Source organism: Acinetobacter sp. WCHAc060042 (assembly GCF_003231195.1).
Classification (GTDB): domain Bacteria; phylum Pseudomonadota; class Gammaproteobacteria; order Pseudomonadales; family Moraxellaceae; genus Acinetobacter.
In genome coordinates this window covers 17,502-34,095 of sequence record NZ_QKVN01000038.1, presented here as the reverse complement: position 1 = coordinate 34,095, position 16,594 = coordinate 17,502, and the positions used below count along the sequence as shown (strand labels likewise).

15 protein-coding genes are annotated in these 16,594 nt (G+C 39.9%); 13 read left to right on the top strand and 2 right to left on the bottom strand.

Going from position 1 to position 16,594, the window contains the following annotated elements:
* The first annotated feature begins 189 nt into the window (after positions 1-189).
* From DPG01_RS14915 to hisG, 6 genes are all read left to right on the top strand, one after another.
* Complete coding sequence (locus DPG01_RS14915) at positions 190-501, top strand: ankyrin repeat domain-containing protein (protein WP_086210789.1); 312 nt, start codon at positions 190-192, stop codon at positions 499-501.
* 864 nt (positions 502-1,365) lie between these two features.
* Positions 1,366-2,820: an RNA polymerase factor sigma-54 gene (locus tag DPG01_RS14910; protein WP_086210788.1), complete on the top strand. Its 1,455-nt coding sequence runs from the start codon at positions 1,366-1,368 to the stop codon at positions 2,818-2,820.
* Positions 2,821-2,991: 171 nt separating this feature from the next.
* Complete coding sequence (hpf, locus tag DPG01_RS14905) at positions 2,992-3,324, top strand: ribosome hibernation-promoting factor, HPF/YfiA family (protein WP_004695021.1); 333 nt, start codon at positions 2,992-2,994, stop codon at positions 3,322-3,324.
* A gap of 136 nt (positions 3,325-3,460) precedes the next feature.
* The gene (gene ibaG, locus DPG01_RS14900) at positions 3,461-3,712 is read left to right on the top strand and encodes a BolA family iron metabolism protein IbaG (protein WP_004695019.1); all 252 of its coding nucleotides are present in this window, start codon (positions 3,461-3,463) and stop codon (positions 3,710-3,712) included.
* 6 nt (positions 3,713-3,718) lie between these two features.
* Complete coding sequence (murA, locus tag DPG01_RS14895; protein ID WP_086210787.1) at positions 3,719-4,978, top strand: UDP-N-acetylglucosamine 1-carboxyvinyltransferase; 1,260 nt, start codon at positions 3,719-3,721, stop codon at positions 4,976-4,978.
* A complete protein-coding gene (gene hisG, locus DPG01_RS14890; RefSeq protein ID WP_004984172.1) occupies positions 4,975-5,676 on the top strand; it encodes an ATP phosphoribosyltransferase in 702 nt (233 codons plus the stop codon). Before murA ends, hisG begins: the two co-directional genes overlap by 4 nt.
* Before the next feature lie 73 nt (positions 5,677-5,749).
* Here hisG and DPG01_RS14885 read toward each other — a convergent pair whose 3' ends face one another.
* Positions 5,750-6,094, bottom strand: a complete 345-nt coding sequence (locus DPG01_RS14885; protein WP_110975641.1) for a nuclear transport factor 2 family protein — start codon at positions 6,092-6,094, stop codon at positions 5,750-5,752.
* 174 nt (positions 6,095-6,268) lie between these two features.
* On the opposite strand from DPG01_RS14885, the gene hisD reads away from it, so the two are divergent.
* Both hisD and hisC read left to right on the top strand, forming a co-directional pair.
* On the top strand, positions 6,269-7,570 hold the full coding sequence (hisD, locus tag DPG01_RS14880; protein ID WP_162622350.1) for a histidinol dehydrogenase: 1,302 nt from the start codon (positions 6,269-6,271) through the stop codon (positions 7,568-7,570).
* 174 nt (positions 7,571-7,744) lie between these two features.
* Positions 7,745-8,836 carry a histidinol-phosphate transaminase gene (hisC, locus tag DPG01_RS14875; protein ID WP_110975639.1) on the top strand — a complete coding sequence of 364 codons (1,092 nt, stop codon included), beginning with the start codon at positions 7,745-7,747 and terminating at the stop codon, positions 8,834-8,836.
* Positions 8,837-8,909: 73 nt separating this feature from the next.
* Here hisC and DPG01_RS14870 read toward each other — a convergent pair whose 3' ends face one another.
* Complete coding sequence (locus tag DPG01_RS14870) at positions 8,910-10,259, bottom strand: anthranilate synthase component I family protein (protein ID WP_110975638.1); 1,350 nt, start codon at positions 10,257-10,259, stop codon at positions 8,910-8,912.
* A 254-nt stretch (positions 10,260-10,513) separates the two neighbouring features.
* Here DPG01_RS14870 and DPG01_RS14865 point away from each other — a divergent pair, with 254 nt between their 5' ends.
* The 5 genes from DPG01_RS14865 (at position 10,514) to filE (ending at position 16,587) form a co-directional block, all read left to right on the top strand.
* The gene (locus DPG01_RS14865) at positions 10,514-11,467 is read left to right on the top strand and encodes a DUF6160 family protein (RefSeq protein ID WP_110975637.1); all 954 of its coding nucleotides are present in this window, start codon (positions 10,514-10,516) and stop codon (positions 11,465-11,467) included.
* 185 nt (positions 11,468-11,652) lie between these two features.
* A complete protein-coding gene (locus tag DPG01_RS14860; RefSeq protein WP_110975643.1) occupies positions 11,653-12,486 on the top strand; it encodes a C39 family peptidase in 834 nt (277 codons plus the stop codon).
* A gap of 52 nt (positions 12,487-12,538) precedes the next feature.
* The gene (locus tag DPG01_RS14855; RefSeq protein WP_171327435.1) at positions 12,539-13,669 is read left to right on the top strand and encodes a hypothetical protein; all 1,131 of its coding nucleotides are present in this window, start codon (positions 12,539-12,541) and stop codon (positions 13,667-13,669) included.
* Between the two features lie 12 nt (positions 13,670-13,681).
* On the top strand, positions 13,682-15,346 hold the full coding sequence (locus tag DPG01_RS14850; RefSeq protein ID WP_110975636.1) for an OmpP1/FadL family transporter: 1,665 nt from the start codon (positions 13,682-13,684) through the stop codon (positions 15,344-15,346).
* A 5-nt stretch (positions 15,347-15,351) separates the two neighbouring features.
* The gene (gene filE, locus DPG01_RS14845) at positions 15,352-16,587 is read left to right on the top strand and encodes a putative pilus assembly protein FilE (RefSeq protein ID WP_162622348.1); all 1,236 of its coding nucleotides are present in this window, start codon (positions 15,352-15,354) and stop codon (positions 16,585-16,587) included.
* Positions 16,588-16,594: the final 7 nt, after the last annotated feature.

Here is a 16,594-nt window from a genome sequence, read left to right as displayed (position 1 = left end):
TATGCGGTTAGTGAATCGGGAAGAGGTTTATCAAAAAATAAATAAAAATGATGTTTCGAGTTATTGATGGTCTCTATGGCTAATATTAACTTAATTAAATTTATAGAAAGTTTTTAAACATGGATTGGATTACCTTTAATGAATATGCTTTTATATATTCGGTCTAAAATTAAATTTTGAGGTGGTTTAATGAAACTTAGTTCATTCTCCCCAATCCCTGAAAGTGATGATGAACTGCATTTACCTGAATTGGTTTATTGGGCATCTTTAGGTGAGTTGGCAGAAGTTGAAAAAAGTCTTGCCAGCGGTACAGATGTGAATTCTACTGATGATGAAGGCTATAGCGCGCTTCAAGCTGCTGCTGAAAATGGCTATCTAGATGTGGTGAAACTACTGGTTGAAAAAGGCGCAAATGTTCAGTACAAAGGTGAATATACTGCATTACAACTGGCTGAAATGGCGGAACAATTAGAAATTGCCTCCTATTTAAAAAGTCTGTAATTTTAGAAAGTGAATACAAGGGCTTGATGAATTTCAGGCTTTTTTATTTTATAAAGCTTTTAATTAGATTGATTGGATTTAGCTTCGCTCAAGACTAGTGATTGGATATTTACTGGGACACATAAGCTGATCACGGAATAGCTAGGAGTATTGCATTTGTTGGTAGCTTCATTGACCCAAATCCTGCCCATATTTTCCAAATCAAATTATATAGTTTTACGCGAGTTTAAGGAAAGATGTTCAGCTTCAATGCAGATGATATATCACAGTATGTTTTGGCTACATGACTAAAGCATCCAGTAATTTCGAGTGTTTTGTGATGGCGGTTAACCAATTAATATTGATTGATGCACCTAGAATAATGAAAAAACCGTCGTTTTTTAATGCGCGTGTGCTAAGTCCGTATCCGAGGTGGTCTTGCATAGCTTCTTTCTTTATTTGACAGTGTAGATTTCGCTGTGCTCAATACTGTGCAATCTACAAAATAGGAGGCTGAATTTACGCATTATGTTCTACAGCTATGTTTGAGGTTCTTAATAATACTTTTGAGTTGTGTAAATTACTTTAAAAAATATCTATACGTAGGTTTTTACAAAGTTGAATGACGATGATGTTTTTATTTAATTGGCCCTTATAGCGAACTGAAAGTATGCGTTGAATCTATTAAAATAGGATGGGATGATTTATTTTTTCTTAATTGATAAAAATCTGTGTAAAGCATGATGTTGTGTTATTCAGGTTGCGTAAAATAATATGCTCAAAATTTGTAGGTTTTTTGAATTTTTTATGCTATAAAAAATAAAACGGCACAAAAATTGCTTGTAATGCGTGCTTTAGAAAAGTTGTATAAAAGAGTAGGGATCTATGAAGTTATCTGTTGGATTGAAAGTTGCGAACTCTTTGTCGCTAACCCCCCAATTACAACAAGCTATTCGATTGCTTCAATTGTCGAGCCTTGAACTTGAACAAGAAATTCAGATCCAACTCGATAGCAACCCGCTTTTAGAAAAAGTAGAAGAACAATCTTCAATGGAAAGCTTATCTAGTGTACAAGAGCAAGAAGTAGATAAGAAAGACTTAACCAATGAACTGAATGCTGACCATTTACCTGATGATTTACCTGTCGATACGGATTGGGATGATGTTTATACACATCAGCCGACAAGTCTCGGTGCGGCAGAATTTGAAGAGCGTGAAGATAACCGCCAAGGGCATTTGGGTTTAAAAGAGCATATGCTCGAGCAAATTAATCTTTTGCATTTTTCGCAAGTGGATCAGTTGATTGCTTATTGCATTATTGACTCATTAGATGATAAAGGATTTTTAGATAGCGATATTTCAGAAATTACGACTTCAGTTCAGCACCTTTTAGAAAGTATGGATTATGACGATGAAGTGGAAGATGATGAAGTCGTTGTTGTGCTCAAACATATTCAGCGTTTAGATCCATTGGGTGTTGGTTCTCGTAATTTGGCTGAGTGTTTAATGGTGCAGTTAGAAGCCTTGCCTGTGCAAACTGTTTGTCGAAATGATGCCATGATTTTACTGAAAAATTATGAGCTGTTAATTACCAATGAGTTGGCTAAACTGATTAAACAAACAGGGCTGAATCAAGAGCAATTAAAATGTGCAGTGGATTTATTAAAAACTTTAAAAGCACATCCAGGATTGGAATTTGAAGATAAAGACTCGGATTATCAAATTCCTGATGTCGTGGTCATGAAGAAAAATGAGCAATGGCAAGTGGCATTGAATCCAGACATTATGCCTAAACTGCGTATTAACTCTTTTTATGCCAATATGATTAAACGTGCTGATCAAAGTGATGATAATCAGTACTTACGTAATCAGATGTTGGATGCGAAAAATTTTATTAAAAGTGTCGACGAACGTCATAAGACCTTGTTGAAAGTGGCGACGTGTATCATTGAACATCAACGCGCATTTTTAGAAATTGGTGCTGAAGGCATGAAGCCTTTGGTCCTTCGCGATATTGCCGAAGAGGTAGAACTACACGAATCGACCGTTTCTCGCGTAACTACAAATAAATATATGCTGACGCCACGGGGCTTGTTCGAGTTGAAATATTTCTTTTCAAGTCATGTCGGTACAACTTCGGGAGGAGAGGCATCTTCAACTGCAATTCGCGCCAAGATTAAAAAATTGATTGCTGAAGAGAATGCTCGTAAACCTTTGTCTGACAATGCAATTGCCAATCTTTTAAAAGATGATGGGATTGATGTTGCTCGTCGGACGGTGGCAAAGTATCGTGAATCGTTACATATTCCATCGTCTTCTGAACGAAAAGTCTTGATCTAAAATTTAAAATCTGACTATTCTAGAGGTTCATTATGACAACATAATGAACCTCTTTTTTCTTTAAGGAATGGCTAAAATGATTTGATGTTTCTATACGCACTGGTTGTTTTGCAGTCATTAAATCGTCTTGGCTTTTCCTCATTAATCCTAATGAAGGTGAGGGATAGATATATGCAAATAACAATTCGTGGACACCATTTAAGCATTACCCCAGCTATTGAAGATACGATTCGCTGCAAATTTGCAGAAATGACCAAGCATATTGATCAGGTGAACAGTATGCAGGTGAAATTAACCAAAGATCATCAGGTCGATAAACATACTAAAAAAGGCAGTAGCAATCATATTGCAGAAGCAATTATCCGTTTACCGGGCATTGAATTTTTTGCTCAGGCTTCAGCAGATGATATGTATACGTCGATTAAAAAATTATCAGAAAAACTCAAAAGACAGCTCGATAAGCACCGTAAAATGCAGCAGGTTTACCAACCTATTGCCATTTAGTTTGATTTTTATGCAAAAAGAGGTTTTTTAAAACCTCTTTTTTTATATATAAAGTGTGCGGGTTTATGATTTATTTTTCAGATTTATAGTAAAATGGCAGGTTTTTACACCGTTGGTCCTATAAGAGGTCTTTGTGATGAATAGTGAACAGCTCACTGAAATTTTAAAAGCTGCTTTTCCTGAAGCTGAAGTTGCAGTTAGTGGGCAAGGCGGAAAGTTTGACTTACGTATTGTCGACGACCAATTCGAAGGCAAACGTCCTGTTGCACGTCAGCAAGCTGTTTATGCACCATTAAATTCTTATATCGCAAGTGGCGAAGTGCATGCGGTGACTATTCGTGCAATGACTAAAGAAGAATGGCGTAAAGCAAGCTTATTCGGAGCTTAAAATTAGATGGATAAATTTTTAATTCAAGGTGGCACTAAGCTTGAAGGCGAAGTTCGTATTTCGGGTGCTAAAAATGCTGCCTTGCCGTTGCTTGCAGCAATGATTTTACCTGAAACTCCAACCAAGCTCACTAACGTGCCGCATTTAAAAGATGTAAATACCTTGGTGCAGTTGATTGGTGGTCTAGGCATTACCATGACCTACGAAGGTGACACGGTTACGGCGGATACCTCAACACTGGACAATCAGTTTGCACCGTATGAGCTGGTGAAAACCATGCGTGCATCTATTTTAGTGCTTGGTCCGTTGGTGGCGCGCTATGGTAGTGCAAAAGTATCTTTGCCAGGGGGCTGCGCGATTGGCTCGCGTCCAGTCGATCAACACTTAAAAGCTTTAGAAGCTTTAGGTGCAGAAATTGAAGTTGAAGCGGGTTATGTACACGCTAAAGTCGATGGACGTCTGAAAGGTGGCGAAGTCGTTTTTGATATGGTGACCGTAGGTGGTACCGAAAATATCTTAATGGCTGCGGCATTGGCAGATGGTGTGACTACGATTCGCAATGCGGCACGTGAACCTGAAATTACTGACCTTGCGAAAATGTTGATCGCGATGGGTGCAAAAATTGAAGGTTTAGATACTGATACCTTAGTGGTAACTGGCGTTGAAAAACTACATGGCTGTGAATACGCTGTAGTTGCTGACCGGATTGAAACGGGTTCGTATTTGGCTGCTGCGGCCATTACAGGTGGTCGTGTAAAAACTACACATACTGATCCAACGTTGATGGAATCTGTTTTAGAAAAGTTTGAAGAAATGGGCGCAGAAGTGACCCGTGGTGATGATTGGATTGAACTGGATATGATGGGTAAACGCCCGAAAGCAGTGAGTTTCCAAACGCTTCCACATCCTGACTTCCCAACTGATATGCAAGCACAGATTATGGCAGTCAATGCCATTGGTCGTGGTTTTGCCACCATTTCTGAAACGATTTTTGAAAACCGTTTTATGCATGTACCTGAATTGTCACGTATGGGTGCCAATATTCAGGTCGAGGGTAATGATGCTGTCGTGACGGGTGTAGAGAAACTTTCTGCAGCACCTGTGATGGCAACAGATTTACGCGCTTCTTTCTCGCTGGTGTTGGCGGCACTTGCTGCTGATGGTGAGACGCTGATTGATCGTATCTATCATATTGATCGCGGTTATGAAGATGTCGAAGCGAAATTACAAGGTATAGGCGCCCAAATTAAGCGAGTAAGTTCATGAGCGATATGAGAAACGATGATCCAAATTTTGACGTAATGGGCAATTTTGATCATGGTTTAACATTGGCATTGAGTAAAGGTCGTATTTTAAAAGAAACCCTGCCTTTACTTGAAACGGCTGGAATTAACTTACTGGAAGATCCTGATAAATCACGTAAGTTAATTTTCCCCACCACCCATAAACAAGTCCGTATTTTAATTTTACGTGCTTCTGACGTACCTACCTATGTGGAAAATGGTGCGGCTGATATCGGTGTTGCGGGCAAAGACGTGCTTATGGAACATGGCGCGCAAAACGTTTATGAACCACTCGATCTAAAAATTGCAGTATGTAAACTGATGACCGCAGGTAAAGTTGGCATGGAGCGTCCTAAAGGGCGTTTAAAAATTGCCACCAAATACGTAAACTTAACTCGTCAGTACTATGCAAGCTTAGGTGAGCAAGTCGATGTGATTAAGTTGTATGGTTCAATGGAACTTGCGCCATTGGTGGGTTTAGGTGACTACATTGTTGACGTGGTTGATACGGGGAATACTTTACGTGCCAATGGTTTAGAACCTTTGGAAGAAATTTGTAAAGTCTCTTCACGTTTGATCGTGAACAAGGCAAGTTTCAAGCGTAAGCAAGCATTGTTAAATCCAATTCTTGCACAGTTAGAAACAGCTGTGGCTGAGCGTGAAGCATTAAAGAATAAGTAAGTTGATCTTTTGTGTTTAAAGAAACCGCTATCTATGATGGCGGTTTTTTTGTGCGTACTCATTTTTAATATTTTTATTGGATTGAAATACAATAGGCTTGAATTTGAACCAGTTGATTTAAAGCATCAAAGTTATAGACATCACAAGCAGAAATTCGGGATGTCTGCTTGGCATCATGGAATTGCGCTTCACCTTGAATAATTACATGATGAGCTACTTGATGAACCGCTTGGATTTGGAACTCATGCGATATGCGCTTAAAATAATTTTCAATAGCGTGGCAATGTTTTAGAACTTGGTCGATGCCTGAGAGTTGTCGCTCGCCGATGATTTCCCATACAATATTTTGTGAAAAATACGGCTGAACTTGGCTGAATTGCCCGATGGAAAAGCTTTGGGCTATATCTGTAATCGTCATTAACGTTCACCTATTCTTTTAATTCTTAAAATCATTCTAGTTCAAAATAAGATTTCTACTTATTTGCCGATGCGCTTAAAAGTAATTTTTCATTAAACTCTATCTTAAGCAGCAGGATTGTTGCCCACAAAATACAGGAAACAAGGTAAACTAAAGCTTCCGTTTATTTTCATTGTGGATAAATTGATGCGACGTTTATCGACTCAAGATCAGAACTTTAAACAAGTCTTTGCTGATTTGTTGGCTTTTGAAACCGTGAGTGACCCAGAACTTTTAAAAACCGTAGATCAAATCATTGCTGATGTCCGTCAGCATGGTAATGCTCATGTTCTTAAACTCACTCAACAGTTCGATCGACATCCCGCGCATCAATTCTCAGATTTAGAACTGACCCAAGAACAATTAAAAAACGCCTTTGATGGTTTGAGTAGCGAAGTTCGCGAAGCTTTAGAACTTGCGGCAAACCGTATTCGTGAGTTTCACCAAGCACAGAAGCAAGAAGGCTGGACTTATGTGGATGCCTTGGGCAATACGCTCGGACAAAAGGTCACACCACTCGATCGCGTTGGTATTTATGTACCAGGCGGTTTGGCATCTTATCCGTCGTCAGTGTTGATGAATGCTGTACCTGCACATGTCGCAGGTGTACCTGAAATTATTATGGTTGTACCTGCACCAAACGGCGAGTTGAATCCGCTGGTGTTGGCGGCAGCTTATTTGGCTGGTGTGCATCGTGTCTTTACTATTGGTGGGGCACAAGCAGTTGCAGCATTAGCTTATGGTACAGAAACGATTCCATCGGTGGATAAAATTACAGGGCCGGGCAACCGTTTTGTGGCTGCAGCGAAGCGTGCAGTATTTGGTCAGGTCGGTATCGACATGATTGCAGGGCCGTCTGAAATTTTAGTCTATGCTGAAGGCGTGAATAACGCAGAATGGTTGGCGATGGATTTATTGTCTCAAGCTGAGCACGATACTGTGGCACAAGCAGTGTTTATCACGCCAGATGCACAGTTGTTAAATGACGTAGAACAAGCGATTGAAGTGCATTTACAAGCTTTACCTAAAGCGGAGATTGCACGTACTTCGATCGCCAACCGTGGTGCATTGGTGCTTGTGAAAGACCGTGCCGAAGCCGTTGAACTGATTAATCAAGTGGCGCCTGAGCATTTAGAGCTTTGCCTAGATGACGCGCAGGAAATGGCAGAAGATATTCGCCATGCGGGCGCAATCTTCATGGGGCGTTATACCCCAGAAGCGATTGGTGACTATTGTGCAGGGCCTAACCACGTTTTGCCAACTTCAGGTACGGCACGCTTTTCCTCGCCGCTGGGTGTCTATGATTTCCAAAAGCGTTCAAGTTTGATCATGTGCTCTGAGCAGGGTGTGAAAACTTTGGCGAAAACCGCGGATATCTTAGCGCAACAAGAAAACTTAGATGCGCATGCACGTTCAGCACGTTATCGTTATCAATAATATAAATTTAGATCCCTCATGTGTTCAGTAATGAATGTTCCTCTCTCTATGGGAGAGGTTAGGAGAGGGGAAAATATTTAATTCAGTTTGGGACATCATAAACCTCTCCCAAATCCTCTCCTAGAAGGAAAGGGCTTACAGAAAAGTAAGTTGAGTGCATAAATGAGATAGACAATGTCTAACATTACTACAGAACAAATGCGTTTTTGGAGCCCTGAAGTACGCGAATTAGAACCGTACGTGCCAGGTGAACAACCGAAAATTCAAAACTTATTGAAGCTCAATACCAACGAAAACCCATATCCACCTTCACCAAAAGTAGTGGAAGCAGTTCAAGCGGTCTTGGCAAATTCTGCAGATGTACTGCGTTTATATCCAGATCCAGATGCTTCTGCGTTAAAGCAGGCGATTGCGAAACAACAACATGTTGCCGTTGAAAATGTCTTTGTCGGCAATGGTTCAGATGAGGTCTTAGCGCATATTTTTAAAGCTTTTTTTGTGCAAGAGCTGCCTGTGCTTTATCCAGATATTACTTATAGTTTTTATCCTGTTTATAGCCAATTTTTTGGAGTCAAAACCAAAATTTTGCCACTTAATGATGACTTTGAAATCGTGGTGGATGACTATAAGCAAGCCAATGGTGGCATTATTATCACCAATCCAAATGCACCAACCAGTATAGATATCGGTTTGGTAGCTATTGAGGAAGTACTTCAAGCCAACCCAAATTCAGTCGTGGTGATTGATGAAGCTTATGTCGATTTTGGTGCAGAGTCTGCGGTCAGTTTGGTGGAAAAATATGAGAATTTGGTGGTGTGTCAAACGACTTCAAAATCTCGTTCATTGGCAGGCTTACGTGTAGGTTTTGCGATTGCTCAGCCACATTTGATTGCTGCCTTAGAAGCGGTGAAGAACAGTTTTAACTCTTATCCGATGGACCGTTTTGCGATTGCCGCTGCGGTTGCATCATTTGAAGATCAAGCTTATTTCGAAGCACAAAATCAAAAAGTCATAAAGAGTCGTGAACGATTGGTTGAACAATTGACCGCGCTGGGCTTTAACGTTTTGCCATCGAGTGCCAATTTTATCTTTGCATCATTGTCTAGCAAAGATGCAGGTGAATTAGCGGCTGAATTGCGCGAACAAGGTATTATTGTACGTTATTTCAATAAACCGCGTATTAACCAGTTTTTACGTATCACGGTTGGAACTGATGAACAAAATCAACGTCTTGTCGATACATTGAAAAATGATATTTTAAAATAACTTTTCAGTGAATTTGCCCGTGGAAAAAGTGAACCTTCATTGATGTGAAAGGTTCACTTTTTTATTTTGGTGGCTATTCGACATCCTGTTTTACAAAGGTATTGAGTAAATCAAGAAGGGCAGAGACCTTGTCAAAGCATTCTTGATATTCAGCCTCACACTCTGATGCAATGGTAATTCCACCACCGGCCCAAAGTGAAAGTTTGTCCTGTGATTTTTGGATTGAGCGAATCAGAATGTTCCAAGAGCCCGTACCATCGAAATTAAAATACCCCATTGAACCGCAGTACGCTCCACGTGGAGCACTTTCCAGCTCGTCAATAATTTGCATAGCCCGAATTTTAGGTGCACCTGTAATTGAGCCACCGGGGAGTGCAGAGAGTAAAACATCAAAGGGATGAACTTCTGCTCTAAGTGTAGCTTCAACTTCACTGACCATGTGGTGGACTTGGTTAAAACTTTCAATATTAAACAGCTTAGGTGTTTTGACTGAACCTGTTTCAGCATAAACGCTTAAATCATTTCGCAATAAATCTACGATCATTACATTTTCAGCTTGGTCTTTTTCTGAAGCCATCAAACGTTGTTTCGATTGTTCATCTAATATTGGATCTGCATAGCGGGGCATTGTCCCTTTAATTGGTTTTGTGACAATTTTCCGCTGTTCTTTAAAGTCGATAAACAGTTCAGGAGAGCAGCTTAGAAATTCAAAATCATCAAGACGTAAGTATCCTGAATAGGGTGCATCCGTGAGTTTCCAAAAATGCTCAACGGCGCTGAGTAACTGACCTTCTGCGTTAGCTGTGAATTCTTGTGTGAGATTAATTTGATAGCAATCGCCCGCTTTAATATACTCTTGCACCTGCTGAAATGCTTGCTGGTATCGGGTTTGGGTCCAGCGAGCTTGACATGTGGATTGAAGCTGTAAAGGCGAGGGAAGAACAGGTATTGTACTGATGCATTGTTCTATTTTGCTGAAAATACGTTCTGCTTGCGGATCTGTACTATAAAAGACCCAGCCCGCATTGCTCCATTTGAGATAAGTGCTATATAGCCCTAAAAATAAGCTGGGTTGAGACTTGATTTGAATGTTAATTTGTTTTTGTGCTGCATAATCATAACTAATAAATCCAATGATCCCCCCATTGAAAGAATCTGTTTTGGAAGTAGATATTGGTTTGATTTCAGTAGAAAGTTCACTTGCCTGATCATCAGATATGTAACAAAAATCAGCAGTACGTTGAAAGAAAAAGTGCTGTTTTTCCTGAAAAACTTGATAACGCTCAGGCAGGAAAGCAATGACAGGTGCATCTACATTTTGTAAATAGACTAACTGCGTGAGTTCATTCAAGGCATGTAATAGTTTTGATACTGAAATGCTGGAATCACAGATTGTCTTTTTAAATGATGGGTTTAGAGTCATGCTAACGCAAATAGAGTCAAAAAATTCAGTCTATTTTACCGCATTGTGAGTATGTGCACAGCGTAAATACCGTTTATCGGTAAGCTGGGGATTACGACCAACAGCAGTTGATCAAAAAAGCACGCACATATAACTTAGTTCTGGCAGTTAGGTCACTCAAGGATAGATGTTGATACTGGGTCAAAATAAAAAAAACAGTAATTAACATCGAGTGACTGGTATCACAAAAATAAAGCTCTTAGGAGAGGAACAAGATGAAAATTATTACTAAACTTGCTTTAGTTTCTTCAATGGCAATCAGTGCAAATGCAATGGCAATGCAAGCAATGGATGACGCTTCGCTCAGTGCCGCTACAGGTCAAGATGGTTTAAATATCGGCATCGGTATTTCTAAAATCGAAATTGGTAAAGTCTTTGTCCACGATAATGATGGTCTAGCAGTTGCAAATGGCGGTACTGCCAAAGCTGGTGCTATTGTGATTCAAGGAAATGGTAAAGCGGGTGATGTGCTCGAAAATCACGGTATTATTATCGGTGCAAACTATGACAACGCGGGAGCATACTTACTGCCTTCTCGTAATTTGGCTGATCTACAAATTGACTCTGATGCAAACGGCGGTAATGCATTTATTAACGTTGCAGCTCAAGTTTCTGGTTTAGATATTAAAATTGGTCAAATTGGTGTCGTGGCTTCAGCTGATATACCAACAACAGGGGCAACATCTATCCGTCGTGGTGGTACAGGTACTGTAAACCCAATCTTAAGTGGCTTATCACTTAAAACGGGTCCAATGTCCGCAAATATCCAATTGGGTGCTGCACCGCAAGGCGCAATGATCCAATTGAACGCAACGATGGTGGGTGGTTTAGAAATTAAAGACTTGGGTATCTTAGATAACTCAACGAAAACAGCAACACGTGCTGCAGGTGAAATCTTTGTTGAAAGTATTAAAGTTGCAGATGCTAATTCTCTTGATTTAACGCTAAATCAAAAAATTAGCGTGATTGGTGAAGAAGGTGCGAATAAGGGTTATATTCGTATGATTAGCACAAGCGGTGCGCACGATACTTATGTTAAAGGTGTGCATTTAGGTAGCCGTAGTGCTGCGTCAATTGGTGATGTAGAAGTTCAAGGTATGCAAACATACTTTAGTCCTGCTGCTGGTGTATATATGCCAGGTGCTGTGATTACTATTTCTGGGCACTAAGCTTAGAACTAAAAAAAGCGCGTGAATTCACGCGCTTTTTTTCTAAAATATATTCATAAAAAATGCAAAAAAGACTATTTTTTTTTAAGAAAACGCAGTATCTTCTTGAATGTATGGATATAGAGTATTAACTCTAAAAACAAAAAATGGGCGGGATGCCTAAATTATTAAAAAAAGTAAAAGCTATGTTAGAGATCGCATTGGGCTCAGCAATGATGTATTACTTTGCCACCGAAGCCTTTGATATAAAGAAGAAACCTGCGGAAGCGGTTTACTATACTGAAGTTCTAGATTCTCGGAATGCATCTTTTACAAGAATGCACCATGAACCAGTCTTAATTAATCCTGCTGTCGAAGACCAATTTCGAGGCATTGTTCGTCAAGCCTATGACTATAGTTGTGGTTCAGCTGCACTGACGACACTCATTAATGGTTATGTCGGTGCTCAACTTACAGAACAGCAAACTATGGATGGCTTGCTTCGCTATGGGGAGTATGAGCGCATCATTGAACGTCGTAGTTTTTCTTTATTGGATATGAAGCGTTTTGTGACTGCACTTGGTCTAGAAAGTGGAGGATATAAAGGGGAGTTTGAGGATCTGATTAAACAGGGTCAACCAGCCATTGTTCCAATTTCTTATGCCGGTTTTAAGCACTTTGTTGTGTATAAGGGCTATAAAGATGGTCGAGTGTATGTTGCTGATCCTGCACTGGGAAACATTAGTTTTGATGAGCAGCGTTTTAAGGATATTTGGGAAAACAACACACTGTTTTTAATTAATGTAGCCCCTGAGAAACGAAAAAATATGTTGGCTTTACAAGAGGCTGATATGCGACATGTCGATGATGCTACTGTCAATCGTTATGCATTGGTCGATATCCAATACCCTCAACATTACATGGAAAAAATAGCTGATCGGGCCTCAACAATTCGCCTAGAGCGCAATAAAAATAAAGAGTCGGAATACTATGGACAGCCGACATATAATTTTCTCAGGCTTTATTACAAAAACAAATAAAGTGTGAAAAAAATTAAAACAAGAACAATTGGTGGTAGGTAAAGGGACAATCATGAATAAATGGATGAATAAGACACTGCTCGCAGTAAGTGTGCAGATGATTCTTGGGGTGGCTTATGCAGCAGAAGAACCAACTTTGGGGGGCTATGAAGCTGTCAATGAGAATGTTGCAGTAGAACAAGCGACTGTTCAGCCTCAAGATACTACTGTATCTGAAGCACAAGTGGTTGCTCAGAGTGGCAGTAATGAGCAAGCAGCTTCTTCTGCTTTACAACAACAGGAAGGAGATGCAACCAAAGAGACGAATCTTCAAGAAGTATTTACTTCTAATGAACGTCAATATTCATTGATTAAACAAGGTGAAATTTCATCTTATTACGACATTGATTATACCTACTACCGAGATACTCAACTCGATCTGGAAATGGCACAAGGACAGCTTTATCAGCTTCGTGTCCAAGAAAATGCAACTCATAGTTTGACCAATACCTTCACAGCCCAATATGGTTTGAGAGATAACTTAACCTTAACGGCTTCATTGCCTTTGGTTGCTAAAACAGATTTATTAAAAGATACCTCTACGGCTGGGCTAGGGGATATTTCTTTTGGTGCTCGTTGGGAACCCTTCCCACTTAAAGCTGGTCGTCTACCTTTGATTTTATTCGGTAATATTTCGACTAAAACAGGCGATAGTCCTTATGAAATTAATGCCACTTCAGACTTAGCAACGGGTAAAGGATATTATTCGGCAGGTGTTGGAGCAAGTACACGTAAGTATATTGATCCTGTGGTGTTGTTTGCCTCCGTTTCTGCTAACTATGGTTTTAAAGAGTCTGGTTTAGATCAGCGCCGTGGTAGCCGCGTGATTGAAGAATTTGAACCTGGAATTAGTGGTGGTTTTGCCGTAGGTTTTGCTTACTCGTTTAACTACGATGTATCAATGACAATGTCCTACCAACAGAGTTTCAATACGGGTGCGGAGTTTAAGTATAGCTCTGGTGAAAGTTATTCCCCAGCAGATCAAACCAGTTCAACGTTTGCTATTTCACTTGGTGTACGTGTTTCACCTGAAACAATTGTGAATGGCACGGTCGGTCTAGGTTTGACCGAAGATGCACCTGATGTATCACTCGGTTTATCTTTCCCGTTAGATATTCTTGGTTTTGGAAAAAAGCTTAAATAAAAGGGCAGTCGTATGAACAATCTTCGACTTAGCCCTTTGGTGTCTGCCATATTATTAACGGGCTATTCTAGTGTTACCTTTGCCGCTTTAGGGCAAAACCTATCAGTTGATATTCGCTCTTTGTCCATGGGGAATGCTGTGACCGCTGATCCTCCTGGAATCAGTGCGATTCATTTTAACCCAGCAGCCTTAACCAAGATTGAAGGCTTGCAGACAGATGTACAAGGAATTGTTGCTGATTTTAATATCGAGCGAGAATTTACTGTTCCAGCTGGTTATAACGTTTTTGGTTATTCTGATGACCCAATGGTCTGTAACGATGGACCTGAGGTTGATGCTGATATTTGTACTGATTTTAAAGGCCCAGTTCGAGGAGATGTTGAATACCCAAGCCTATATGTCCCAGGCTTAAAGAAAATGGTGGACTTAGGTAAAGGTATGCCAGTTGCTGCCCCTACGGCGGGTATTGCCTATACCCCTCCTGGATCCAAAATGACATTTGCAACCGCAATGTATGCACCTTTAATTGCAGGCTTTGGGGCTGAAGATGGCAATCCTGGTAACTTTATGGGGCAACAGGTTGCGTTAGAGCGGATTACATATTTATCTCCATCTATGGCTTATCAAATCAATGATCAACTTTCGATTGGTGGTTCAATCGGTATGTCATATCAAGCGCTAGCATTGAAAAATGATTTGCGTTTTCCCAATGAGTTAATTGGGATGCTAAGAATGATAGATGATGTTGTATGTACACCATTCAAAGAAAATTCAGATGTGATTACCGATATTTTATTATTGGGTATGTGTAATGCCAAAGAGGGAATGAATCCTTTTGGGCTTTTTGGAAAATTAGATCTTTCAGTTGAGCAGACACTGAGTCCATCCTATAACCTAGGTGTGCTTTGGGAGCCAACAGAAGACTTTAGCTTTGGTGTGGTTTATCAGAGTGCTGCCAAAATGAGGATGAAAGGTCGCTATCACATTGAAAATACGAAAGCACCACGTGAGTTGATTAACGGTTTAATGTCATCCCCGACAGGGCAAATTTTAGCTGCAATTTTAAGTTTTCCAAACTCTATACCAGCAAGTGAGTCTGGTTTAGTGTCAATGGAGTTGGAATATCCTGCACATTTCCAAACAGGGATTAAGTATAAGCTTTTACCTGATTTACAAGTGAATATTGATGTCGGTTGGACTGATTATAGAGCATGGAATAAGTTTAAGTTTGAGTTCGATCGTGAAGTTTCAGCACTCAAAATTGCAAAACTGCTTTCGGCAAATATTACAGATAATAGTTTGGCACTGCCTTTGGAGTTTGAGTCACCATGGAACTATGGTATAGGGCTTGAATATTCCGTTACAGACCGTTTGAAGCTCCGTGCTGGTTATGAGCCACGCACCAGTGCAATTCCAGATGGTAAGCGAAACACTATGGTTCCTATTAATAATGCACGTTTGTTTGGTTTAGGTGTAGGTTATCGGTTTGATGCAGATACCGATGTGGATTTGTCGATTGGATTTTTACAAAGCCGAGATAAAATTCCAGCAAATACCAGTAGTTTAGCGAACCAGACTGGGGTGAATAATATTTTATTAAATCCATACGCGGGTTTGAATGTAAAAACAGATACAACCATTACGATTTTAGGGTTGAACTATAGATCAAGGTGGTAAGCACATTGAATACAAGAAAACGGATTTTATTGTCTACATCATTTTATATCTTGAGCTGTGCTTTTAGTATTGGTTTTGCGGGCGAGTTTTTTACGATTATTGGTCCAGATGGAAGACCGATGGTTGTTCAACGCAAAGCAAATGAGGTGCAAGCGAAGCGACCTCTGCAAGAAACCAAACGTATAGACGTTATGAAGCCAGAGGTAAACCTAGTCATACCTCAATCTAGTCTATCTACGTCTTCACCACAGTCAGTACCATTGAAACCTCAACAACAAGTGATTAAACAGCAAGCACATACGATTAAAGCAGGTGTAACCCAAGCTAAGGGTGTTCCTAGAGTGAAACAAGTAGATCCCTCAGTTCCTCCTCATGCTGAACAGCTACAGCATGAAAACCAATTTCAAGGACAGCAAAAAACGGTCGAGCAAAGTCCGTTGGTAAAGGCAAAGCAAGAGGCTTTACAAATAACTCAACCTGTTGTGATCAAAGCAAATACCACAGCTGCGGTAGCCAATGAAGTGGCACCTGTACCGTCAACAATGTTTAACCAAATGGATGGTACTGAGTATGTACGAAATGAATATTTGGAAGATCGTGAATTTAATTTGGAGGGTAAAAAACGTTTTTATACTATGCCTGAGGGGGTCATTGATCATAAAACAGGAGCTACCCGCTTTCAGGTTATTGAACGAGAAAAAGGGGTAAGTAAGTCTGTTCTGAACTCCATATTGAAACCGAAACAAAAAGAAAACTTAGTACCGATTGTGCTTGCATCGACATATTACAGAATGCCTAAACAAGACACGATTGAGAGTTTGGGACAAATTTGTTTTAACGATAAGAAGGTGGAGAAAGCCAAAACTTTGCAGTTTAATCGTGATATTAACGTTTGGCCAAAAAAACCGTTAAAAGAAAAATTTGAGTTCGAAATTATCAAAATTGAGAACAATGTTCAAAATATACAATTGAATTCTTATGCCTCAAGACAAAATGATCCTACCTTTTATTGGCCTTTTGCTGTGTTTTTAGATGAAAAGGCCTGTGTCATTGAGGGAGCGGGGGGATTTAAAAACGATGAGAACTCATCTTCAATGTTATCTCATGGAATGATCGCAGGAACTCTACATGTACCTGAGCAAAGTCATTATTTACTTTTGACCCCACTTTCCTCAGCTATAGATGTTGAGCATAAAGTGTTAACCAATCATGGACAGTTAAAACTCATCGCAATTCGCTAAAAATAAA